The following is a 22,817-nucleotide window of genomic DNA, read 5'->3' as shown; positions in this document are numbered from 1 at the left end:
ATACTCCATCATCACGAGCAGGCTCGCTCCCAAAGGGGAATGTCGGTGTTTTTGGAGATCGGTGTCTAGCTAACTAAATTTTCCCAGCCTGCAACTTCTGGTTACAGCTTGGTGATAATCTCGACCCTCACCTCGCTCAAGACCTGCCCTCAGATGCCCAGCCAAGCGCCCTTGCTGTTACGCCATCACCGCCCTTTTATCGCGTTCTGGCTGGCTCGGGTGTTTACCGCCAGCGGTTTTCAGATGCTCACCGTGGCCATCGGCTGGAATCTGTATCAACTGACCGGCAATGTGCTCGACCTGGGCTTGGTAGGGCTGGTGGAATTTGCTCCACGGGTTTTGTTCATGCTGCACACCGGGCACGTTGCGGACCGCTATGACCGGCGCAAGGTCGCGGCGATCTGCCAATCTCTGCAAGCGATGATTGCCCTCTCCCTGGCCATCGGCAGCGCAACCGACCATGTCACCCGCGAGATGATCTTCATCCTCGCCTTCCTGCTCGGCGCCGCACGCTCCTTCGAGATGCCGACCACCCAGGCCCTGCTGCCGAGCATCGTGCCCAGCGCGCTGTTCCCCCGCGCCGTCGCCGCCGCGCAGTCGGCTCAACAATCAGCCACCATCGTCGCCCCGGCCCTTGGCGGTTTGCTCTATGCCTTCGGCAGCGTCTGGGTATATGGCCCGACCGTGATCCTCTACCTCATTGCCTGCTTGTTGATGCTCAACCTGCCCGCCCGGCAAACACCGTTGAACAAGGGCAAGGCGACGCTGGACTCATTGCTCGCAGGCATCCGCTTCATTCGCAGTCGGCCGGACATTCTCGGGGCGATTTCCCTGGACCTGTTTGCGGTATTGCTCGGCGGGGCAACGGCACTGCTGCCGGTGTTCGCCAAGGACATCCTGTTGACTGGCCCCTGGGGCCTGGGTCTGTTGCGCTCAGCCCCGGCAGTCGGTGCGCTGCTGATGTCGCTGTACCTGGCGCGATTTGCCGTGGAGCGCAAAGTCGGGCGGGTGATGTTCACCGCCGTCGGTGTGTTCGGCGTCGCGACCATCGCGTTCGGCCTCTCGACTTCGTTCTGGTTTTCCCTAGCCGTGCTGGTGGTGTTGGGCGCAGCGGACATGATCAGCATGGTGATCCGCGCCTCCTTCGTGCAACTGGAAACCCCGGACGAAATGCGCGGCCGGGTCAGCGCCGTGAACGGTTTGTTCATCGGTGCTTCGAACCAGTTGGGCGAGTTCGAATCCGGCCTCACCGCCCATTGGTTCGGCACCGTGCCGGCGGTGGTCATGGGCGGTATCGGCACGCTGGTGGTGACCGGGGCGTGGATCAAATTGTTCCCGACCCTGGCCAACCGCGACCGTATGCATGTGCCAATCGAAGAAGCCAAGGCCTAGAGCAGTTTGTCCAGGGTGATGGGGAAATCCCTCACCCGTTTGCCAGTCGCGTGATAGATCGCATTGGCCACCGCTGCCGCCACGCCGACGATGCCGATCTCGCCCACGCCCTTGGAACCCAGGGCATTGACGATCTCGTCGTGTTCTTCGACAAACAGCACGTCAATGTCGCCGATATCAGCGTTTACCGGAATGTGGTATTCGGCCAGGCTGTGATTCATGTGACGACCCAGCGCATGGTCGGTCTGCGTCTCCTCGTGCAAGGCCATGCCGATGCCCCACACCACGCCACCGAGAATCTGGCTGCGGGCCATTTTCGGATTGACCACTCGACCCGCCGCAATCGCGCTGACCACCCGGTTCACCTTCACCGTGCCCAAGTCCTCATCCACCAGCACTTCGACGAACACCGCTGAATGGGTGGCGGTGGCGTAGGCTTCGCGCTTCTTGTCAGGCTCGGCATCAACCTGAACCTCGAGGGTGTCTTCTCCGCAGTCCCGGGCCAGGTCGGCCAGTTTTACCCGCGCATCGCCAAATGACAGATATCCGCCTTCAAAAGCCGCTTGTTCCGAGGTCACACCACTGAACGCGGGTGAGGTTTGCCGCGCAACGGCGAGCAGTTTTTCCTTTAAGGCTTCGCAAGCCTGCTGAACGGCCGTGCCGACCGACGACACCGTGAACGATCCGCCCTGCAATGGCGCAGTTGGCAATGAAGAGTCGCCAAGGATAAAAGTGACATCCTCTACCGAAACGCCTGAAGCCTGCGCGGCAATTTGTGTCATGACCGTGTAGGTGCCCGTGCCGATATCGGTGGTGGCGCTACTGACGGTCAGCTTGCCGTTGTGATCAAGCGAAGCCTTGGCGCTGGCCTTCTGCTGCATCGCTTCCCAGACACCGCCGGCCATGCCCCAGCCCACTAACTGTCGACCCTGACGCATGCTGCGCGGTTCGGGATCGCGCTGATCCCAGCCAAAACGTTTGGCACCTTGGGCGTAACATTCGCGCAAGGCTTTGCTGGAGTACGGTTTGTCTTCGTTCTGATTGCGCTCGGAATAATTGACCAACCGCAGCTGCACCGGATCGATGGCCAACGCACAGGCCAGTTCGTCCATCGCACATTCAAGGCCAATCAACCCCAGCGCCGCGCCTGGCGCTCGCATGTCGAGGGGCGTGAACACGTCCAGTGGCACAAGTTTGTAGGTCAACTGCACGTTGTCGCAGTGATAGAGCATGCCGCTCCACTCCACCACGTGCTCGGTGAAATCCTCGAAACGCGAGGTCTGGCCGATGGCGGTATGAGCCACCGCCAACAAGCGTCCATTGGCCGCAGCGCCCAATTGCAAACGTTGCAAAGTGCGCGGACGGTAGCCGAAGGTGAACATCTGCTGCCGAGTCAATGTCACTCGCACCGAACGCTTGAGGTGCAGCGCGGCCATCACGGCCAGCGCCAGTTGGTACTGCGGACGCAGGCCCGAGCCAAACGCACCGCCGACATACGCGGCGAAAATTCTGACCTGCTCTTTCTCAAGCCCGAACACCTTTTGCACGTATGACTGACAGTTCTGCGGCCCCTGAGTCTTGTCATGGATATGCAGACTGCCATCCGCCTGATAAAGCACTGTGCTGGCGTGCGGTTCCATCGGGTTGTGGTGTTCGATCGGCGTGCTGTAGTTCAGATCCAGACTCAGGGCGGCACCGGTAAATTCGGCCTGGAAGTTCCCACGAGGTTCAGGCAGTTCGGCGGGTGCCGGTTTGGCTTCGCCTTGCAGGCTCAACAGATCGGTCTGATGAGACTCGGTGTCGTATTCAATCCTTACCAGCGAACCGGCATAACGCGCCAACTCAAGGTTATCCGCAACGACGAGCGCCAGCGGCTGGCCGCTGTACAGGACCTTATCGTTGTACAACGGACGAAACGGCGATCCCTCAGCCGAGTCGGCGTCTTCGTAATCCTTGTCATAACTGGCGATTGTCGGACGCTGGAGGTGATCGATCACCGCGACAACACCGGGCAATGCCAGCGCCTCGGAGGCGTCAATTCTCAGCACGCGACCGCAGGCGATAGAACTTGAGACAACGCTGCCGTGGAGCAGGCCCTCCTCAGGAAACTCACCGGCGTAGCGGGCCTGGCCGGTAACTTTGAGAGGACCGTCGACCCGGTCCAGTGGTTGGCCCATGGGTAAGGTAAATGTGTTCATCAGGCTTGCCCTCCTCGCGCGGCATCGCTCAAGGCGCGAACAATTGCCTCTCGCGCCAGTTTGACCTTAAAGGCGTTATGTTCGAGCGGTTCGGCCTTTTGCAGGAGCATGTCGGCAGCGGCGCAGAAGGTTTCATGGTTGGCCGCCCTACCCTCCAGCCATTGCTCGACGGCATTGTCACGCCACGGTTTGTGCGCCACGCCACCGAGGACCAAACGCGCTTCGCGAATGGCCGGCCCGGACAGGTCCAGCGCTGCGGCGACCGACACCAGGGCGAAGGCGTAAGAGGCGCGATCGCGAATCTTCAAATAATGGCTGTACTCGGCAAAACCGGCGGCGGGCAACTCGACCGCGGTAATGAGTTCATCGTCGGCCAGTTGGTTATCGCGCTCAGGGGCATCGCCCGGCAATCGGTGGAAGTCGGCAAACGCAATGGTTCTGGCACCGTCGCGCCCCTGGACGTGGACGATTGCCTCCAACGCCGCCAACGCCACACACATGTCGGAAGGATGGGTGGCGACGCAATGCGTACTGGCGCCGAGGATCGCGTGAATCCGGTTGAGACCGTCCCGTGCAGGGCAACCACTGCCGGGCTCCCGCTTATTGCACGGCACGCTGGCGTCGTAGAAGTAATAGCAGCGAGTGCGTTGCAGAAGATTGCCGCCGGTGCTGGCCATGTTGCGCAATTGCGGCGAAGCACCTGCCAGGATCGCCTGGGATAACAGCGGGTAACGCTGTTCAATCAGCGGATGCCAGGCCAGATCGGCATTGCTGACTAAGGCGCCAATCATCACGCCGCCGCTGGCCGTTTCCTTGACCTCGCGTAGTGGCAAACCGGTGATATCGATCAAATGTTCGGGGCGAGTGAGGTTCTCTTTCATCAAATCCAGCAGATTCGTACCGCCGGCGATGAAGCGCGACGCCGGACTGGCGAGGTGCACGGCGTCCTGCACCGAATCGGGTTTGCTGTAGTGGAAAGGATTCATTGACCACCTCCTTGCCCAGGCTGGCGGCAGGAGGGAAGTACCTCTTCGATGGCATCGCGAATATTGTTGTAGGCACCGCAACGGCAGAGGTTTCCGCTCATCAGCTCCTGAATGTCCGCGCGGGAGTGCGCCCGCCCTTCATTCGCCAGACCGACCGCCGAACAGATCTGCCCCGGCGTGCAATAACCGCACTGAAAGGCATCGTGCTTGATGAAGGCTTGCTGCATGGGGTGCAACTCATCGCCGGTTGCCAGCCCTTCAATGGTGACCAGCTCTGCGCCGTCGCACATCACCGCCAGCGTCAGGCAGGCGTTCACCCGCTTGCCGTTGAGCAACACCGTGCAGGCGCCACACTGGCCGTGATCGCAACCTTTTTTGGTGCCGATCAGGTCCAATTGCTCGCGCAGCAGGTCCAAAAGCGTGGTCCAAGGTAAGACCTCCAGTTGACGCTCCTGACCGTTGAGGGTCAGGCGTAACGGGTGACGAACGAAGGACGGCTGCGCCGCCTCGGGGGTGGTCGCACTCATAAACACCTCACGGTTAGTCGTAATAAGCGGCGTTTTGGCAAACCGCCGTCATAAGGGGTACGACTTCGGGGTGGCGAGAGTGTTCAAGGAAACTGATGGGCGCGGAAAGACCAGTATTGGAGCGGGCGAAGTGTTCGCTTGGCTGTTACTAAAAGGTTCGCGCAACTTGAAACCACGGACAGTCAGACCACCAACTCAACCGCCACCGCAGCCCGAGCAGCTTTACCGCACAGTTGCTCCACCAGCGCCAGCGCAAACGGCAGCGCCGCCCCCGATCCCTGGGCAGTGATGCAGTTGCCGTCGACCACCACGGGCTGGTCGACAAAATTGCAGCCCGACAATTGATGGCTGGCCGATGGCAGGCAGGTCATGCGCCGCTGACGCAAGACGCCAAAGGCTTGCAACGCCAGCGCCGGGGATTCACCGATGCCGGCGAACAGGCGCCCGGCGGCGGCCTGGTCCTTGATCAACTGTTGCAGGGGTTGATGTGCGGCGAGGTGCTGGGAGCCCACCTCGCCTCCAGGCAATACGAGAAGGTCGAACGGCTGGGCCAGCAAGTCCACCAGCATTGCATCGGCGGTCAGGCGGGTACCGCGGGCACAAGTGATCATGCGTCGCCCCTCGATGCTCGCCGCCACCACTTCAACCTTGGCGCGGCGCAGTACATCGATCAGGGTGACGGTTTGCAGGTCGTCGATGCCCTCGGCGAGGGTAATCAAAGCTCTAAAGGTCATGGGCGCGGTCCACAGAATGATCTTTAAAGCGTAGTCAGCTTTCCTGACCCTTGTTCGAACGCAGCCGTTACTTGATGTAAAGCTGTGTCGACATCGTGTTGCGGGGCGCGTTGATGGACGTGTTGCTGAAGGTGAAGATGCCGTCCTGCTTGCCCTTCAGATCGAAGATGTACAGATAGCCGACGGTTGTTTCTCCGGATGCGCACTCCTTCAGGTTGCCGGTTTGATAGGCACACACCGCCGTCCGGGTGCCGTCTACGTTAAAACCATCCAGCGCGACGTGCGGACTAAGGCTGCCATATCCAATTTCCAGAACGTAGACCTTGATGTCCGGACCACTGTGGTCGCAGCTCGTCTGCTCCTGTTTCTCGACAATGTTTTCAAGACCACAGCCCGGCGATTGGACCTTGATCACTTTCACCTGGCTCAACGGAGCCGCCATCGCCGCCGAAGCAGTTTGCGCCCCCAGCCACAACGTCATCGCGACGCCCACCACCGCAATCCCACGCTTTTTAATGCACTTCATAACGCCCCCCCAAAACCAGCGCGCAGTATGGCTCACTTCGCTTTACGGCAAAACATCGACGACGATCGCAGCCATAAGCAGCCATAGCCCCACGCTGCTGGTATGATGCGCGGCTTTTTCCGGCCCACAGAAAATTACCAGGCGCTATCAGCGGTCTGTGCTTTGCTGTTGAGGTCGATACATTCACGGCGCCCGGCGCGCCACGGGGAGCAGACATGCTGGAAAGGCTGTTTCAACTCAAGGCACACAACACCAACGTGCGGACCGAGATTCTGGCGGGCGTCACGACCTTCTTGGCCATGGCCTACATTCTGTTCGTCAACCCGAGTATCCTCGGCGAGACCGGCATGGACAAGGGCGCGGTGTTTGTCGCGACCTGTCTGGCAGCAGCCATCGGCTCCACGGTGATGGGCCTGATCGCCAACTACCCGATCGCACTCGCGCCGGGCATGGGCCTGAACGCCTTCTTTACCTACACCGTGGTCCTGCACATGGGCCACACCTGGCAAGTGGCGCTGGGGGCGGTGTTCATCTCGGCGGTGCTGTTCTTCCTGTTGTCGATCTTCCGCATCCGCGAATGGATCATCAACAGCATCCCGCTGCCGCTACGCTCAGCGATTGCCGCCGGTATCGGCCTGTTCCTGGCGCTGATCGCCCTGCATAACGCCGGCATCGTAGTCAGCAACCCGGCGACCATGGTTGGCCTCGGTGATTTGAAGCAACCCGCTCCGATCCTCGCGACCCTCGGTTTTGCCCTGATCGTTGCCCTCGAAGCGCTCGCCGTGCGCGGTGCGGTGCTGATCGGCATTCTGGTCGTGACCATCGCGTCCATCGCATTGGGCTTCACGCCGTTCGGCGGCGTGATGTCGATGCCGCCGTCCCTGGCGCCGACCTTCCTGCAACTAGACATCAAAGGTGCGCTCGACATCGGCCTGGTCAGCGTGATTTTCGCTTTCCTGTTCGTCGACCTGTTCGATAACTCCGGCACCCTGATCGGCGTCGCCAAGCGCGCCGGCCTGATGGGCAAGGACGGCCATATGCCGAAAATGGGCCGCGCCCTGATCGCCGACAGCACCGCGGCCATGGCCGGTTCGCTGCTGGGCACCTCGACCACCACCAGCTACATCGAATCCGCCGCTGGCGTGAGTGCCGGTGGCCGTACCGGCCTCACGGCCGTCGTGGTGGCGATCCTGTTCCTGCTGGCGCTGTTCTTCTCGCCGTTGGCCGCCAGTGTTCCGGCGTTCGCCACCGCACCGGCGCTGCTGTTCGTCGCGGTGTTGATGACATCCGGCCTGGCCGAAATAGACTGGGATGACATCACCGTCGCCGCACCGGTCGTGGTCACTACGCTGGCCATGCCGTTTACGTACTCCATCGCCAACGGCATCGCCTTCGGTTTCATCTCCTGGACCGCGATCAAGTTGCTGTCCGGCCGCGGCCGTGAGCTGAACCCGGCGCTGGTGATTCTTTCGATTCTGTTTGTGATCAAGTTGGGTTGGTTCAACGCATGACTTTTGATTCCCAGGCCTACGCCGTTCAGCTCGAAGAAAAGGTCACGCGCCTGCGCGATCTGCTGGCCCCGTTCGATGCACCGGAACCTGCGGTGTTTGACTCGCCGTTGAAAAATTTCCGCCTGCGCGCCGAATTCCGCCTGTGGCGCGAAGGCGGCGATCGGCATTACGCGATGTTTTCCCAGGAAGACAAACGCACGCCGATCCTGATCGAAGCGTTCCCGATCGCCAGCCTGCGCATCAATGAACTGATGCCGCAGCTCAAGGCGGCCTGGAAGGCAAGTGCGGCGCTGAGCCACAAGCTGTTTCAGGTGGAGTTTCTGACCACCCTGGCCGGCGATGCGATGATCACCTTGTGCTATCACCGTCCACTGGATGAACACTGGCACGCGGCGGCATCGAAACTGGCCACCGACCTGAACGTCAGCGTTATCGGTCGTTCGAAAGGCAAACGCGAAGTGATTGGCCATGATTACGTGGTCGAGAAACTCGACGTCGGTGGCCGCACGTTCAGCTACCGCCAGCCCGAAGGTGCATTCACCCAGCCCAACGGCACCGTGAACCAGAAAATGCTCAACTGGGCTTACGACGCCCTCGGCGATCGCCCGGACGATTTGCTGGAGCTGTATTGCGGCAACGGCAACTTCACCCTGCCGCTGGCGACCCGTGTGCGCAAAGTGCTGGCCACGGAAATCAGCAAGACTTCGGTCAACGCCGCACTGAGCAACCTCAGCGAAAACGCTGTGGATAACGTCACCCTGGTGCGGTTGTCCGCAGAAGAGCTGACCGAAGCCCTGAATGAAGTTCGCCCGTTCCGTCGCCTGCAGGGGATCGACCTGAAGAGCTACGAATTCGGTAGCGTCTTCGTCGACCCGCCTCGCGCCGGCATGGACCCGGACACCTGCGAACTGACCCGGCGCTTCGACAACATCCTCTACATCTCCTGCAACCCGGAAACCCTGGCCGCCAACATCGCCCAGTTGCACGACACCCATCGCATCACCCAGTGCGCGATGTTCGACCAGTTTCCGTGGACACATCACATGGAATCCGGGGTGTTGCTGACCCGTCGTTGAAAGTCAGTCGCTTAGACAAATCAGCCGTCATCACGACGGCTTTTTTGTGGGTGCTCAATCGGTGACATCTGTCTTGCGCGGACGCCCGCCTTTTCGGCCATTGGCCCGCGCGGCCTCGGCTTTGGCGGCGCTGCTTTGGCGACCATTGCGCGAGGCGATGACCGAGGCAGCCATGTCCATCAACGGCTTGCTCGCCGAAATCATCCCAGCGATGGACACGTGCAGATCCTTGCCTTCATGGCACAGGGCGGTTCCGGAAAAGCCGACTTTGAGGTCTGCGAAATCCTCGACGTCAAAATCATCAAATTCCGGATAGTGCTGCACGGGCAGCAGCACGCCACTGCCATCAATGAAACTGACCGCCAGACAAGGCTCCACAAACCTCACCGAAGTCGCCTGCAATCCGCTCTTCTGGCGCACTTGCCCGCGCTGGATGGCTTCATCCAGCACGACCTCGGTGACAGGCCGATCGACCAGCATGCCTGCCTGTATCGTTTTCATAGTTGGATCTCCACACCCTCAGGAGCGCCGATCAGCGCCAACAGGGTCTTGTTCGTCTCGGGTTCATAGCAAGCCGAGCCAATCATCCAGGCCGTACTCGCAATCCTTTTTATCACCACGACTTCGCTGGCCTGCCAGTCCCAAATCTGATGATCAAGACAGACCGTGTGCAACTCGCCCCACCAGATGGCACGGGCGCGGCGCAAGTGGGCGGGTTGGCCGAGTGCGTGACGCAATCCTTCCAGCACGGCCACTGGCGGCCGATTTGAATGAGGAACCACATCCCACAGCTCGACGCTGTTGTGCCAAAAGCAGAATTTGAAGCGTGCGCTCCAGCTTCCGGCGTCCACATGTGCGTGAGGCGGACAGTGCTCATCACGCAAAATGATCACCATTGAAAACCCTTTGTAGCTGAATAACCGCATACCAACCCATCCGTTAGGTTAAGGAATCCGAAGACCCGACACTCCCTGGAAAACCGACGATTGGCGCGACGCCAAATCGCCTTTACGCCTCTGAGACTAGCGCCAAGCCTCGCCTTGGACCGGTGGATAACGGCGCAAAATAGTAAGCAATCCTTTCGCCGCGCCCACAAAAAAGCCGTCACGAGGACGGCTCTGCGGGCGTGTAACACCCTCATCCCGGCAGGTTTTTTCGATACTCGGTGGTGGTCATGCCGGCATAACCCCAGTTATCGGTGTCGACTTCTTCGATCACGATGTGGGTCAATTTCGGATCCTTGCCGAGGACTCGCTCCAAGGTGTCGGTAATCTCGGCGATGACTTGGGCTTTCTGCTCCCGGGTGACGCCGTCACGGGTAATACGCACGCTGACGAAAGGCATGATGCTGCTCCTGGCCGGTTATCAAAGAAGACGCCGGTCAAGTAAAGCACCGCCGGGCCGATTTCATCTACAGTGGCGAAATCCAGTCCCTCATTGACCCCCGGTGTCATCCATCATGCAGCGAGTATTCGACGATCTTCAGCTGGGCAGCATCGAACTGTTTTGCCTCGCCGCCGAGGCCGGCAGCTTTACGGCGGCCGCGTTGGTGGCGGGTGTCACACCGGCCGCCGTGAGTCGATCGGTGTCGCGCATGGAAGAACGTCTGGGCGTGCGGCTGTTTGCGCGTACCACCCGCAGCGTCAAGCTGACCGACAGCGGTCGGCGCTATTACGAAGAATGTCGTCAGGCCCTGGCGCAGTTGGTGGAGGCTCAGCGCGAGGTCATGGGCCAGCAACAGCAACCGTCCGGGACACTGCGCATCAGTATTCCCACGACGTATGCGCACCATCGGATCTTGCCGTTGTTGCCGGCATTCCGGGCGCGTTTTCCAGACGTGAAAGTCGAATCGCACATCAGCAATCGCAACATCGATTTTGTCGGCGAAGGCTATGACATGGCGATCCGCGTGCGGGCGATTCCGGATTCCGGCCTCATCGCCCGGCACCTTGAGGACGCCGCCCTGGTGATGATTGCCAGCCCCGATTACCTGAAGCGCGCGGGCACCCCGCAAAGCCTGGACGACCTTGCGCAGCACGAATGCATTCAATACGAATTGCCCAGCAGCGGTCGGCGCATTGCCTGGCTGTTCAACGACGACGGCGTCCCGCGGGAGATTCTTGCCGAGGGCAGCCTCAGTTGTTCTGACGACGTACTCGGCGGCGTGACCCTGGCCAAACACGGGGCGGGGCTTTTTCAAACCTACCGCTTCATCGTTGAAAACGAACTGGCCGATGGCTCATTGGTGGAAGTGCTCAAGCCGTATGGCGGACGCTCGCGCCCCTTCACCCTGCTCTATCCACAGACCCGTCACATGCCGCTTAGACTGCGGGCATTTATCGATTTCCTGGTCGAGCATCTGCCGCGATAAGTCGTGCGACTGTCCGATCACCGCACACAAAACCTCAATGAAACCGCTCTTCAATTGACCGAACTAACCAGCTAGTACAATTTATCTCCACAGGCTGATCACCCCAGCCCATTCCAAAAATAATATGTGGAGAGACTTCGATGTCCCCTATCGTTCTGGTGCTCAACGGCCCGAATCTGAACCTGCTTGGCACCCGCGAACCGGCGACTTATGGTCACGAAACCCTGGCCGATATCTCTGCCCTGTGCGGACGCGCCGCCGAAGAGTTCGGCCTGGCAGTGGAGTTTCGCCAAACCAACCATGAAGGCGAATTGCTCGACTGGATTCACGCGGCCCGTGGCCGTTGCGCCGGGATTGTCATCAACCCGGCGGCCTGGACGCACACGTCAGTCGCGATCCGCGATGCCTTGGTCGCCAGCGAATTGCCGGTGGTCGAAGTTCACCTGTCCAACGTTCACGCCCGCGAACCCTTCCGGCATCACTCCTTCGTTTCCGCCATTGCCACAGCGGTGATGGCCGGATTCGGCAGCCATGGTTATCGCCTGGCGCTGGATTACTTCAGCCAACGTTTGAAGGGGAAAGCGCCGTGACTCAGAACAACGCGGTACTGGCCGGGCTGATCGGCGCCGGCATCCAGGCTTCCCGTACTCCGGCACTGCACGAGCATGAAGGTGATGCCCAGGGTTTGCGTTATCTGTATCGCTTGATCGACCTCGATCAGTTGAAACTCGACAGCAGCGCCCTGCCCGATCTGTTGATGGCCGCCGAACGCATGAACTTCACCGGCCTGAATATCACCTTCCCGTGCAAGCAGGCGATCATCCCGTTGCTCGACGAATTGTCGCCGGAAGCTCGCGGCATCGGGGCGGTGAACACGGTCGTGCTGAAAGACGGCAAGCGCATCGGCCACAACACCGATTGCCTCGGTTTTGCCGAGGGTTTTCGCCGGGGCTTGAAGGACGTTGCCCGCGAGCGTGTGGTCCAGATGGGCGCTGGCGGGGCCGGGGCGGCAGTGGCCCATGCGCTGTTGAGCGAAGGCGTACAGCTGCTGAGTATTTTCGATGTGGAGATCAGCCGTGCGCAGTCCTTGGCGGACAATCTCAATCAACACTTCGGCGCTGGCCGGGCCGTGGCGGGGCATGATTTGCCGAGCACGTTGGGCCAGGCGAATGGGTTAGTGAACACCACGCCCATGGGCATGAAAAAACTGCCGGGCATGCCGGTTCCGGTGGAGTTGCTTCGGGCTGAGTTGTGGGTGGCGGAGATTGTTTATTTTCCGCTGGAAACCGAGTTGCTACGCAATGCCCGCGCCTTGGGTTGCCGAACGCTGGATGGCGGCAACATGGCGGTGTTTCAGGCGGTGAAGGCGTTTGAGTTGTTCAGTGGCGTGGTGCCGGATGCGCAGCGGATGTTGGCGCATTTTCAGAGCATGAATGGCTAAGGTTGAAAGTATGAGGGCTGCATCGCAGCCCAACGGGGCGATGCGGCGTGCCGACGCCCCCTCGCCACAGGTCAGGCCTGCAGGTATCGCAAAACCGACTCGCAAATCATTTCCCGATGACGCTGCTTGATGCTTTCGTCCGGCAAGTCGATCTGAAAAATCTCACCGAAGGTATGGCGGTTGGACACGCGATAAAAGCAAAACGAGCTGATCAGCAGATGCACATCCAGCGGCTCAAGCCCTGAACGGAACACGCCCTCTTCAGCCCCGCGACGCAAAATCACGCCCAGGGAATCGAGGATGGTGTTGTTCATCGCCTTGATCGCATCGGAACGCTTCACGTACTCCGCGTTGTGAATGTTCTCGATGCTGACGATGCGCACGAAATCGACGTTGCGGTCATGGTGGTCGAAGGTGAATTCCACCAGTCGCCGAATCGCCTCCACCGGCGCCAGTTCGGCCAGGTGCAGATGGTTTTCCGTGTTGCGGATGTCGCCGTAGAGTTTCTCCAGCACCTCGACGTACAGCTGTTCCTTACTGCCGAAGTAGTAATAAATCATGCGTTTGGAAGTGTGGATGCGCTCGGCGATGGCATCGACGCGAGCACCGGAAAGCCCTTGCTGGACGAATTCGACAATCGCCTCTTGAAGGATGTTCTCGCGGGTCTTTTCCGGGTTGTTCTTGCGACTCTTGCGCGGCCCGGCAATCGGTTCGGCGGGCACTACGGAGAGTTCTGAAGTTATCGTCATTGCGGGCTCACGGCCATCACTGCACAGGCTGGCGATTATGGGCCGCACCGCCCAGTGAAGGAAGCCGCGCGGCAGCGGTTTGTCGCCGTGTTTACGATTTTCCTACAACTTTGCCAGACGTACCGCACCACTTCGGGATTTGGCCATGGCCGCCAGGCGTACCGCCACATTGGCCGCACCGTAACCGGCGTAGTCATTTTTGCGCTGGATGATTTCAAAGAAGAACCGCCCTTCGAACGGCTCCGTGTACACATGGAACAGCTCGCCGCCCTGGGCATCGCGGTCATAAAGAACGTTGAAATACGCCAGTTCACTGAGGAATTCGTCGTCGAAATCGAACCGTGCAGCGAGGTCATCGTAATAGTTGAGCGGAATATCCAGCAGCGGCACGCCCGCCTCTTTGGCACGACTGACTTCGGCAAAGATGTCATCGCAATCAAACGCGATGTGATGCACGCCGGAGCCGCGATAACTCGACAGCGCGTGTGAGATCGCGGTGTTGCGGTTTTCGGAAATGTTCAGCGGCAGGCGAATCGAACTGTCACGACTGCGCAACGCTCGACTTTTCACCAAACCGTAAGGATCGGGCAGCACCACTTCGTCATCGGCTTCGAAATCCAGCAGGCTCTTATAGAACAGCACCCAACTGTCGAGGCTGTCGGCCGGCAATGCCATCGCCATGTGGTCGATGCGTTTGAGGCCACCACCGGCCACGGCAGCCGGTTGCAGATGGAAATCAGTGCCGTAGACATCGGCGTCCTGATCCACCAGATAAATCAGGCTGCCATCCGGTGCGCGCACGGCAGCGAGCTCAAGTTCATTGGGACCGACCAGTCCGCGATACGGTTGCCCCTTGTAGGCCACGGCCCGAGCGAGCGCACTGGCGCTGTCCTTGACCCGCACGGCGGTGGCGCACAGCGACGGACCGTGCGCTTCGAAAAAACTGTGGGCAAACGAGTAAGGCTCGGAATTGAGGATCAGGTTGATGTCACCTTGACGCAGCAGGCTCACGCTCTTGGAGCGATGTTGCCCGGCCTTGACGAAACCCAGTCGCTCCAGCCAATGGGAAAGCTTGGCGCCAAGGCTTTCGTCCACAGCGAATTCGAGAAACTCGATGCCGTTGTATTCGCTGGCCTTGGGCGTTTCGAACAGTATGTCGAGGCTGACCGCCGGTGTCGTTTCCTGTGCCAGACGCTGACGGGTTTTCTCCTCCAGATACAGCAACGAACGCAAACCGTCGGCGGCATTGGCCCGAGGCGGCGCGGCACGGAAACCGTCGTTGAAGATTTCCAGCGACAGCGGCCCGGTGTACCCACTCTTGATGATCGGAGCCAGGAAGCCCGGCAAATCGAATTCGCCCTGACCCGGGAAGCAGCGGAAATGCCGGCTCCACTCGAGCACGTCCATCGCCAGAATCGGTGCGTCGGCCATTTGTACGAAGAAGATTTTATCGCCAGGGATCTCGGCGATCGCACTCGGATCACCCTTGAGCGACAGCGTGTGAAAGCTGTCCAGCAGCACACCGAGGCTTGGGTGATCGGCCTGACGGACGATGTTCCACACCTGTTGCCAGGTGTTCACATGCCGGCCCCAGGCCAGCGCTTCGTAGCCGATCCGCAACCCGCGTGCGCCGGCGCGTTCGGCCAGCAGGCGCAAGTCGTCGATGAGGATATTTTCATCACCGATGGAATCGGCGGACGCGTTGCTGCACACCAGCACCAGGTCGGTGCCCAGTTCCTGCATCAGGTCGAACTTGCGCTCGGCCCGTTCCAGATTGCGATGCAAACGGTCGCGGCGGCAGCCTTCAAAGTCCCGAAAGGGTTGAAACAGTGTGATCGCGATCCCGAGATCGGCGCACATCTGCTTGATTTCCCGCGGGCTGCCGTCGTAATAGAGAAGGTCGTTTTCGAAGATCTCCACCCCGTCGAACCCGGCGGCGGCAATGGCTTCGAGTTTTTCCGGCAGGGTACCGCTCAAGGAAACGGTGGCAATGGAACGCTGCATATTTCGGCTCCCGGTGGTGGAGACAATCTTGTTAAAGGCGTCGCACCCTTTTTGCAGGAGCGAAGCTTGCTCGCGAAGGCGATCTTGAGGACGCCATCGCCGGCAAGCCTGGCTCCTGCAGGGATCGCGTTTCTCTCGGGGGAATTATTGGCTTGGCAGTCGAACACAGCAATTTAAAGTGTACTACCCAGTTAGTTTTGCGTGCGATTATCGAACACAATGGCCTTTGGCGAATTGACGATTTTTCGTCCACTGCCCAACATCGACGACACATTGAGCCCGGTCACACACATCGGTCTCGATGACCAAAGACTCAGAACACCACATAAAAATAATCGGTGGCCTACATGACTCCTTCTCAAAGCTCTCCCGTGGAGCGTTCCTCCATGACTCCTGCCAGCGGCGGTATCGGCGACAAGATTCGCGGCGCCATGGCGGTCGGCAAGACCCGTTGGGGCATGCTGGCACTGGTGTTTTTTGCCACCACGCTCAACTACATCGACCGCGCGGCACTGGGCGTCATGCAGCCTATCCTCGCCAAGGAAATGAGCTGGACGGCGATGGACTACGCCAACATCAACTTCTGGTTCCAGGTCGGCTACGCCATCGGTTTCGTGCTGCAAGGCCGGTTGATTGATCGGGTCGGCGTGAAGCGCGTGTTCTTCTGCGCAGTGTTGCTCTGGAGCCTGGCGACCGGCGCCCACGGCCTGGCCACGTCGGCGGTCGGCTTCATGGTCTGCCGGTTCATCCTCGGTTTGACCGAAGCCGCCAACTACCCGGCTTGCGTGAAAACCACGCGCTTGTGGTTCCCGGCCGGCGAGCGCGCCGTGGCCACCGGCATCTTCAACGCCGGCACCAATGTCGGCGCAATGTTCACGCCGATGCTGCTGCCGCTGATCCTGCACGTGTGGGGCTGGCAAGCCGCGTTCCTGTGCATGGCGTCACTGGGCGGGATCTGGTTGCTGTTCTGGGGTTTGAAGTACTTCAACCCGGAAGACCATCCGAGCGTCAAACAATCGGAACTGGACTACATCCAGAAGGAAGTCGAGCCGGAGCAGACCCGTGTACCGTTCTCGAAAATCCTGCGCATGCGTGGCACCTGGGCCTTCGCCCTCGCCTACTCCATCACCGCACCGGTGTTCTGGTTCTACCTGTACTGGCTGCCGCCGTTTCTCAATCAGCAATACAACCTGGGGATCAACGTGACCCAGATGGGTATCCCGCTGATCATCATCTACCTGACTGCAGACTTCGGCAGCGTCGGCGGCGGGATCCTGTCCTCGCTCCTGATCGGCCGCGGCATGAATCCGATCAAGGCGCGCCTGTTGTCCATGTTCCTGTTCGCCTGCTGCATCGTCGGCGTAATCATGGCGGCGGGTTCGAGCAGTCTGTGGGTCGCGGTGTTCGCCATCTCCCTGGCCATCGGTGCGCACCAGGCGTGGACCGCCAACATCTGGAGCCTGGTGATGGACTACACGCCTAAACACATGATGAGTACGGTATTTGGCTTCGGCGGCATGTGCGCAGCCATCGGCGGTATGTTCATGACTCAGTTGGTCGGCCACATCCTGACGGTCACCAACAACAACTACACCGTGCTGTTCACCCTGATTCCGGCGATGTACTTCATTGCCCTGACCTGGATGTACTTCATGGCACCGCGCAAGATTCCTACTGTCACCGAGTAAAGTCCCCTCCCTTGGCAGGCCTGGTTCCAGGCCTGCCTGTTTGATTTTCCTACCGACGACTCTGTTGCCACGCCGCCGCCAACCCGCTGCAGCAAATCACCGCGATCCCGATCACTGTGGTCAGGGTCGGTGTGTGGGAGAACAGCAGCCAGCCCAGCAAACCGGCAAAGACGATCTGGCAGTAACCGAACGGCGCCAACAACGCGGGCGCGGCGTGGCGGAAGGCCTGAGTCAGAAACAAATGCGCGGTCATCCCGCAGGTCCCCAGCGCCACCATCATGAAACCATGCCCCAGTGTCGGCACTTGCCAGAAGAACGGCACCAGCGCGCTCATCACCAGGGTGTTGCACAAGCCGGCGAAGAAGTTGCTGGTGGTCGGGCTGTCGATGTTGCTGAGCTTGCGAGTGAGCAACTGATAAAAGCAGAAAAACAGCGCTGAACAGAGCGGCAGCAACACCGCCGGCGTGAACAGATCGCCACCGGGGTGGACGATGATCAATACGCCGACAAACCCGCAAATCACCGCGATCCATTGGCCACGTGTCACGCGCTCCCCCAGCAGCGGCACCGAGAGCGCAGTCACCAGAACCGGCGCAAGAAAGTTGACCGCCGTCGCTTCAGCCAACGGGATGTACTGCAGGCCGGTGGTAAAAAACAAACTGGTGCCCAACAGGCACAACGCCCTCACCAACTGCAGCATCGGTCGTTTGGTCCGTAGGACGCGCAACCCGGACTGCGGCAGAAAAATCCCGGCCATCAACAAGGTGTGCACCACATAACGAGCCCAGACCACCATCACGATCGGATAGAAGCCCGAGAGGTATTTCGAAAAGGCGTCATGGCTGGAAAACAGGAAAGTGGCGACGACAATCAGCAAAATCCCTTTGAAGGGCTGGTTAACGCCGGAGAGCGGAGTGCTGGCGGTCATGGGTTTCCCTTGAGAAGTGAAACGTGTCTCGGGCGGCGAGTTCCAATAATTTAGAACCTGGTTCCAGATTCCAACACAAGCTTCAGCCGAAAGTGTTCGAATACCGCACAGTTTCACGATCAATAAAAATCAACCGTGGGAGTGAGCCTGCTCGCGATGGCGGACTGACATTCAACATTTGAGCTATTTGAAAGTTCACTTTCGCGAGCAGGCTCGCTCCCCGTAAATTAGCTGAACAACTCCGACGCCAGACTCGCCGCCGCCAATTCCTCGGTATACCTCAACAACAGCGGCGCCAATTCATGCAACCGCGCCCCCGGCATCCGCGCACTCGGTCCGGCGATGCTCAGCACACCGATCACACGACCCTCGCTCGGATGCCGCACCACCGCCGCGATCGCCGAGGTGCCCACCGCCGAGCTTTCCTCGACCCAGGCATAGCCCTGCTCCCGTGCCAAACGCAGACGTTCGAGCAGTTCAATGTTGGAACGCGGAGCATTCGGCCCGAGGTCTTTTGGCTGCTCGCCGCCCTGGCGCTCAACCAGCGATAACGCTTCGGCATCGCTCATGCACGCCAGCCACGCATGGCCCGATGCGGTATAGAACAACGGCGCATCGCGGCCCATTTCCGGGTCGTAGCGCAGGCCGGAACGGGCCCCCTGGGACTTGGCAATCCAGATCTGCCGCTCGCCTTCAATCACCCCCAGACGCACCAACTCCCCGGTGTCCTGGGCCAGGCGATCCAGCACTGGCTGAACGATATCGGCGCCGCTGCCCGACAAATAACGAAACCCCATCGCCACCAGTTTGGTGGACAAGTGATACCGCAGGTTCTCCGGATTCTGCCGCACATAACCCAACCTGATCAGCTCCGCGAGCAGGCGGTGAGTTGCGCTTTTCGGGATATCCAGTTGCTCCGCGAGCATCTGCATCGGCAAACCGCGAGGGTCACTGGTGAGGCTTTCGAGCACATTGAAGACACGTTCGATCTGACTGCCGGCCATGGGAGGTTCCACCTACAATTTGCCTGATTCTAGAAGATGAACCCTGTAATGCGAAATCTGGAACCCGATGCTCGACAGACCCGCGGGTCGCCCGTTCGATAAAAATCCGCGCCCTGACGGAATTCAATGGGTGATCCATGTTCCTACAGTCAGCGATTCTTCCGGCCAGTGAACGAAATGCCGGACAGCCGGACTGGCGCCGCCCCCCCACACCAGCAACACTCATCACCACGGACAATCAGAGGATTCCCACATGCTATGGAAAAAAGGCCGACGCAGCGACAACGTGGTCGACGCCCGTGGTGATGATGTCGGCAGCGGTGGCGGTGGGATGCGTTTTGGTGGCGGCAAAGGCCTGAGCCTGACCGCGATCATCCTGATTGTGGGGATCGGCTGGCTCACCGGCCAGGACCCGATGCAAATCCTCGGGCAACTGACCGGACAAATGACCGAGCAATCGGCACCGGCCACCAACCAGAGCCGCAAGGCGCCGCCGGCCAACGATGAAGGGGCCGAATTCGTGCGCTCGATCCTCGGCGATACCGAAGACACCTGGGGCCAGATTTTCCAGCAGGCCGGTCGGCAGTATAAAAACCCGACGCTGGTGCTGTTCAGCAACCGGGTTAATTCGGCCTGTGGTCTGGCGACATCGGCGACCGGACCGTTCTATTGCCCGGCCGACCAGAAGGTCTACCTGGACATGGCTTTTTTCCAGGAAATGTCGCAACGCTTTTCCGCGGCCGGTGACTTCGCCCAGGCCTACGTGATCGCTCATGAAGTCGGACACCACGTTCAGACATTGCTCGGCGTTTCCGCGAAAATTCAGACAGCTCGCCAGCAAGGCCGGCAGATGGAAGGTGATGGCGGCTTGTTGGTGCGTCAGGAGTTGCAGGCCGATTGCCTGGCCGGCGTCTGGGCCAACAATGCGCAGCAGCGTCTGAACTGGCTGGAACCGGGTGACATCGAAGAAGCCTTGAACGCGGCCAACGCCATCGGCGATGACCGTTTGCAACAACAAGGGCAGGGTCGGGTGGTACCTGACTCGTTTACCCATGGCACATCGGCGCAAAGGGTGCGCTGGTTCAAAACCGGATTTGCGCAAGGCCAGGTGGGCCAGTGCGATACCTTTGCGGCGAAAAACCTTTAAATGAATAAGTGGTTGTTGATGTTGTTGTTCACCTGCGCGAGCACCCAGGCTGCGGAGCATGGCGCCAAAGAGCTCAGCCCCGGGCGGTTGTTGTTGAAAGAAGGTGAGATGGCGGTGAGCCTCGGCCCGGCGCCCGCGAAAATCGAACGCGTGCTGATCATCATCCATGGTCGTCTGCGCAACGCTGAAACCTATCGCCAGAGCGCCGAGCGCGCAGCGGAACTGGCTGGGCAAAGTGCAAGCACCCTGGTGATCGCGCCGCAATTCCTCAACGAAACCGACATCGCACTTCATCCTGTGGCAGACACGGTGTTGCGCTGGCAGGGCAATGACTGGATGGCAGGAGGTTTATCCACCGCTCCTTTTGCGCTGAGTTCCTTTGCAGCCCTCGATCAAATCATCGAGCGAGTCGGCGACCATCGACAGTTTCCGGACGTGAAGGAAATCATCCTCGCAGGCCACTCCGGTGGCGCTCAGGTGGTGCAGCGATATGCGTTGCTGGCCCGCGAGCAACCGGCCTTGACGGCCGCCGGCGTGAAGCTTCGCTACGTGGTCGCCAACCCTTCGTCCTATGCGTATTTCAATGAGCAGCGGCCAGTGGCGTTCAACCATGCGGCGTGCCCCGGTTTCAATCGCTGGAAATACGGGCTGACGGATTTACCGGTGTATGCCAGTGGGCAAACGGCGCCACAGATTGAAGGAAATTACGTCAAACGGGACGTGACTTATCTGCTCGGGCAGCAAGACACCGACCCGCAGCATCCGGCGCTGGACAAAGGTTGCGAGGCCGAAGCCCAAGGAGCCTATCGTCTGGTTCGCGGGAAGAATTTTTTCAATTACCTGCTGCGTCGTAATCCGAAAGGGGTGAATCAGCGGCTGGTTGAAGTGCCGGGGGTCGGGCATAACGGGGATGGGATGCTGACGTCACCGGAGGGGCAGAAGGTATTGATTGGTCAGTGAGTTTGTATGGCCTGATCTGACATCTTCGCGGGCAAGCCTCGCTCCTACAAAGGCAGCGCGCCCCACTGTAGGAGCGAGGCTTGCCAGCGAAGGGGCCCTCAAGCCGAAAGCATCTCCCGCAACACCGCACAATCCGCCGCATGCCAATCCGTCAGCTCCGGCCAAGGGTTATCCGGCAGATTCACCAACACCGTCCGCGCCCCCGCCGCTCGGCCGCAATCCAGATCAAAGCGGTAATCACCGACCATCACCATCTCGCTCGCCGGCACGTGCCAGGCCTCGGCCAGTTTCAATAAACCGCCGGGATGCGGTTTAGGCGGTGCTTCATCACGCCCCAGCACATCCTCCACGGCAAAACAGTCAGCCAGGCCGATCGCTTCCAGGGTTACGTGCGCCAGCTCCCGGGCATTGCGCGTGAGAATGCCAAGACGATAACCGCGCCCGGCCAACTCTCGCACCAGCTCCACCGCACCCGGCGCCGGTTTCGAACCCAGCGCCAAGTCCCGTTCGTGCTCCAGCAGCCAAGCATGCTTGGCGGCCGCTTCATCGGCCGGCAGCGCCGCGAGGTGGGTCAGGATGTCGTCTTCAGCGGGAATCGCCAACGCCACGCGGATCGCCGCGAAGTCATGCACGGCCACCGTCAGGGTGCCGTCCATGTCGAACACCCAGTGCCGCACCTCGGCCAGGCTCATGCCCAATCCTTGCGATGACGGATCAAGCCTTCCTGAGTCACCGAAGCCACCAGTTGCCCGGCACGATTGAACACGCTGCCTCGGGTGAACCCGCGCGAGTTGCCGGCCCATGGGCTGTCCATTGCGTACAGCAACCAGTCATCGGCGCGCAGGTCCGCATGGAACCACAGCGCGTGATCGAGGCTGGCGACTTGCATGTCTTTCTGCCAGACCGATTTGCCATGGGGCTGCATCGAGGTGGTCAGCAGACCGAAGTCCGAGGCGTAGGCCAGCAGGTATTTGTGCAACGCCGGAGAGTCGGCCAAAGCACCGTCGGCGCGAAACCAGACGTACTTGACCGGATCGGACGGTTGCGGGTTGTAGGGATCTTTCTCGGTGATCGGTCGGAATTCGATCGGCTTGGGGCACAGAAATTTCTCGCGCATGTGCTCAGGGATCAGGTGCGCACGCTGCTGGGTGAGTTCCAGTTCCGAGGGCAGGTTTTCCGGGCCGACCACGGTCGGCATCTCGGCCTGATGCTCGAAGCCTTTTTCGTCGTACTGGAACGAGGCGCTGCAGGTAAAGATCGGGTTGCCTTTCTGGATCGCCGTCACCCGGCGGGTGCTGAAACTGCCGCCATCACGCACCCGGTCAACCTGATACACCACAGGCAACGCGGAATCGCCCGGGCGCAGGAAATAACCGTGCATCGAATGCACATGGCGCGCTTCTTCGACTGTCTGACTGGCCGCCGACAACGACTGACCGATCACCTGACCGCCGAACAACTGACGAAAACCCAGGTCCTGACTGCGGCCACGAAACAGGTTTTCTTCGATCGGTTCCAGGGTCAGCAAATCGACCAGATCATCCAACACTTGGCTCATTCAGACTCTCCTCACAC

At 60.1% G+C, this 22,817-nt stretch carries 23 protein-coding genes; 9 read left to right on the top strand and 14 right to left on the bottom strand.

Features of this window, described 5'->3' with window-relative positions; all coding sequences use genetic code 11:
- Window positions 1-153 precede the first annotated feature (153 nt).
- Window positions 154-1,392 carry an MFS transporter gene (locus tag AB4N91_RS00865; RefSeq protein ID WP_077749411.1) on the top strand — a complete coding sequence of 413 codons (1,239 nt, stop codon included), beginning with the start codon at window positions 154-156 and terminating at the stop codon, window positions 1,390-1,392.
- On the opposite strand, the gene AB4N91_RS00860 is transcribed toward AB4N91_RS00865, so the two are convergent.
- The 5 genes from AB4N91_RS00860 to AB4N91_RS00840 all read right to left on the bottom strand — a co-directional run bounded on the left by AB4N91_RS00860 (window position 1,389) and on the right by AB4N91_RS00840 (window position 6,363).
- Window positions 1,389-3,590, bottom strand: coding sequence for a xanthine dehydrogenase family protein molybdopterin-binding subunit (locus tag AB4N91_RS00860; protein WP_460112029.1), 2,202 nt, complete (start codon window positions 3,588-3,590; stop codon window positions 1,389-1,391). The two genes, AB4N91_RS00865 and AB4N91_RS00860, sit on opposite strands and share 4 nt — an antisense overlap.
- The gene (locus tag AB4N91_RS00855) at window positions 3,590-4,576 is read right to left on the bottom strand and encodes an FAD binding domain-containing protein (RefSeq protein WP_460112027.1); all 987 of its coding nucleotides are present in this window, start codon (window positions 4,574-4,576) and stop codon (window positions 3,590-3,592) included. Before AB4N91_RS00855 ends, AB4N91_RS00860 begins: the two co-directional genes overlap by 1 nt.
- Entirely contained in the window at window positions 4,573-5,103 is a 531-nt protein-coding gene (locus tag AB4N91_RS00850; protein WP_077749414.1) for a (2Fe-2S)-binding protein, read from the bottom strand. Before AB4N91_RS00850 ends, AB4N91_RS00855 begins: the two co-directional genes overlap by 4 nt.
- Before the next feature lie 182 nt (window positions 5,104-5,285).
- Entirely contained in the window at window positions 5,286-5,837 is a 552-nt protein-coding gene (locus tag AB4N91_RS00845) for a DJ-1 family glyoxalase III (protein WP_145308811.1), read from the bottom strand.
- A 67-nt stretch (window positions 5,838-5,904) separates the two neighbouring features.
- The gene (locus AB4N91_RS00840; protein WP_460112026.1) at window positions 5,905-6,363 is read right to left on the bottom strand and encodes a DUF4879 domain-containing protein; all 459 of its coding nucleotides are present in this window, start codon (window positions 6,361-6,363) and stop codon (window positions 5,905-5,907) included.
- 215 nt (window positions 6,364-6,578) lie between these two features.
- Between AB4N91_RS00840 and AB4N91_RS00835 the strand changes: the two genes are divergently transcribed.
- Window positions 6,579-7,874, top strand: a complete 1,296-nt coding sequence (locus tag AB4N91_RS00835) for an NCS2 family permease (RefSeq protein WP_010467459.1) — start codon at window positions 6,579-6,581, stop codon at window positions 7,872-7,874.
- Entirely contained in the window at window positions 7,871-8,950 is a 1,080-nt protein-coding gene (gene trmA / locus AB4N91_RS00830) for a tRNA (uridine(54)-C5)-methyltransferase TrmA (protein ID WP_010467457.1), read from the top strand. Before AB4N91_RS00835 ends, trmA begins: the two co-directional genes overlap by 4 nt.
- Window positions 8,951-9,004: 54 nt before the next feature.
- Here the strand turns inward: trmA and AB4N91_RS00825 are convergent, their stop codons facing one another.
- The 3 genes from AB4N91_RS00825 to AB4N91_RS00815 form a co-directional block, all read right to left on the bottom strand.
- Complete coding sequence (locus AB4N91_RS00825; RefSeq protein ID WP_010467455.1) at window positions 9,005-9,451, bottom strand: DUF2442 domain-containing protein; 447 nt, start codon at window positions 9,449-9,451, stop codon at window positions 9,005-9,007.
- Window positions 9,448-9,876: a hypothetical protein gene (locus tag AB4N91_RS00820; RefSeq protein ID WP_010467453.1), complete on the bottom strand. Its 429-nt coding sequence runs from the start codon at window positions 9,874-9,876 to the stop codon at window positions 9,448-9,450. Before AB4N91_RS00820 ends, AB4N91_RS00825 begins: the two co-directional genes overlap by 4 nt.
- A 211-nt stretch (window positions 9,877-10,087) precedes the next feature.
- Complete coding sequence (locus tag AB4N91_RS00815) at window positions 10,088-10,294, bottom strand: tautomerase family protein (protein WP_010467451.1); 207 nt, start codon at window positions 10,292-10,294, stop codon at window positions 10,088-10,090.
- Between the two features lie 115 nt (window positions 10,295-10,409).
- On the opposite strand from AB4N91_RS00815, the gene AB4N91_RS00810 reads away from it, so the two are divergent.
- The 3 genes from AB4N91_RS00810 to AB4N91_RS00800 all read left to right on the top strand — a co-directional run bounded on the left by AB4N91_RS00810 (window position 10,410) and on the right by AB4N91_RS00800 (window position 12,762).
- Window positions 10,410-11,321, top strand: coding sequence for a LysR family transcriptional regulator (locus AB4N91_RS00810; RefSeq protein ID WP_010467449.1), 912 nt, complete (start codon window positions 10,410-10,412; stop codon window positions 11,319-11,321).
- A gap of 140 nt (window positions 11,322-11,461) precedes the next feature.
- Window positions 11,462-11,911: a type II 3-dehydroquinate dehydratase gene (aroQ, locus tag AB4N91_RS00805; protein ID WP_010467447.1), complete on the top strand. Its 450-nt coding sequence runs from the start codon at window positions 11,462-11,464 to the stop codon at window positions 11,909-11,911.
- Complete coding sequence (locus AB4N91_RS00800) at window positions 11,908-12,762, top strand: shikimate dehydrogenase (protein ID WP_010467445.1); 855 nt, start codon at window positions 11,908-11,910, stop codon at window positions 12,760-12,762. Before aroQ ends, AB4N91_RS00800 begins: the two co-directional genes overlap by 4 nt.
- A 71-nt stretch (window positions 12,763-12,833) precedes the next feature.
- Here AB4N91_RS00800 and AB4N91_RS00795 read toward each other — a convergent pair whose 3' ends face one another.
- Both AB4N91_RS00795 and quiC read right to left on the bottom strand, forming a co-directional pair.
- Window positions 12,834-13,511 (bottom strand): TetR/AcrR family transcriptional regulator, encoded by a 678-nt coding sequence (locus tag AB4N91_RS00795; RefSeq protein ID WP_427700681.1) that lies wholly within the window; start codon window positions 13,509-13,511, stop codon window positions 12,834-12,836.
- A gap of 102 nt (window positions 13,512-13,613) precedes the next feature.
- Window positions 13,614-15,515, bottom strand: a complete 1,902-nt coding sequence (gene quiC, locus AB4N91_RS00790) for a 3-dehydroshikimate dehydratase QuiC (protein ID WP_460112025.1) — start codon at window positions 15,513-15,515, stop codon at window positions 13,614-13,616.
- Window positions 15,516-15,901: 386 nt separating this feature from the next.
- Here quiC and AB4N91_RS00785 point away from each other — a divergent pair, with 386 nt between their 5' ends.
- Window positions 15,902-17,203 (top strand): MFS transporter, encoded by a 1,302-nt coding sequence (locus AB4N91_RS00785; RefSeq protein ID WP_010467439.1) that lies wholly within the window; start codon window positions 15,902-15,904, stop codon window positions 17,201-17,203.
- A 49-nt stretch (window positions 17,204-17,252) separates the two neighbouring features.
- Here AB4N91_RS00785 and AB4N91_RS00780 read toward each other — a convergent pair whose 3' ends face one another.
- Both AB4N91_RS00780 and AB4N91_RS00775 read right to left on the bottom strand, forming a co-directional pair.
- Entirely contained in the window at window positions 17,253-18,131 is an 879-nt protein-coding gene (locus tag AB4N91_RS00780; protein WP_010467437.1) for a DMT family transporter, read from the bottom strand.
- Between the two features lie 227 nt (window positions 18,132-18,358).
- Entirely contained in the window at window positions 18,359-19,135 is a 777-nt protein-coding gene (locus tag AB4N91_RS00775; RefSeq protein ID WP_010467435.1) for an IclR family transcriptional regulator, read from the bottom strand.
- A gap of 253 nt (window positions 19,136-19,388) precedes the next feature.
- On the opposite strand from AB4N91_RS00775, the gene ypfJ reads away from it, so the two are divergent.
- Together ypfJ and AB4N91_RS00765 are read left to right on the top strand one after the other, a co-directional pair.
- A complete protein-coding gene (ypfJ, locus tag AB4N91_RS00770) occupies window positions 19,389-20,282 on the top strand; it encodes a KPN_02809 family neutral zinc metallopeptidase (RefSeq protein ID WP_010467434.1) in 894 nt (297 codons plus the stop codon).
- Window positions 20,283-21,242: an alpha/beta fold hydrolase gene (locus AB4N91_RS00765; protein WP_460112024.1), complete on the top strand. Its 960-nt coding sequence runs from the start codon at window positions 20,283-20,285 to the stop codon at window positions 21,240-21,242.
- 98 nt (window positions 21,243-21,340) lie between these two features.
- Here the strand turns inward: AB4N91_RS00765 and AB4N91_RS00760 are convergent, their stop codons facing one another.
- Window positions 21,341-21,934, bottom strand: a complete 594-nt coding sequence (locus tag AB4N91_RS00760) for an HAD family hydrolase (protein ID WP_010467429.1) — start codon at window positions 21,932-21,934, stop codon at window positions 21,341-21,343.
- Complete coding sequence (tesB, locus tag AB4N91_RS00755) at window positions 21,931-22,800, bottom strand: acyl-CoA thioesterase II (RefSeq protein WP_010467428.1); 870 nt, start codon at window positions 22,798-22,800, stop codon at window positions 21,931-21,933. Before tesB ends, AB4N91_RS00760 begins: the two co-directional genes overlap by 4 nt.
- Between the last annotated feature and the right edge of the window lie 17 nt (window positions 22,801-22,817).

This window comes from Pseudomonas sp. H3_D04 (assembly GCF_054669175.1).
This window is presented reverse-complemented; position numbering and strand designations above follow the sequence as displayed.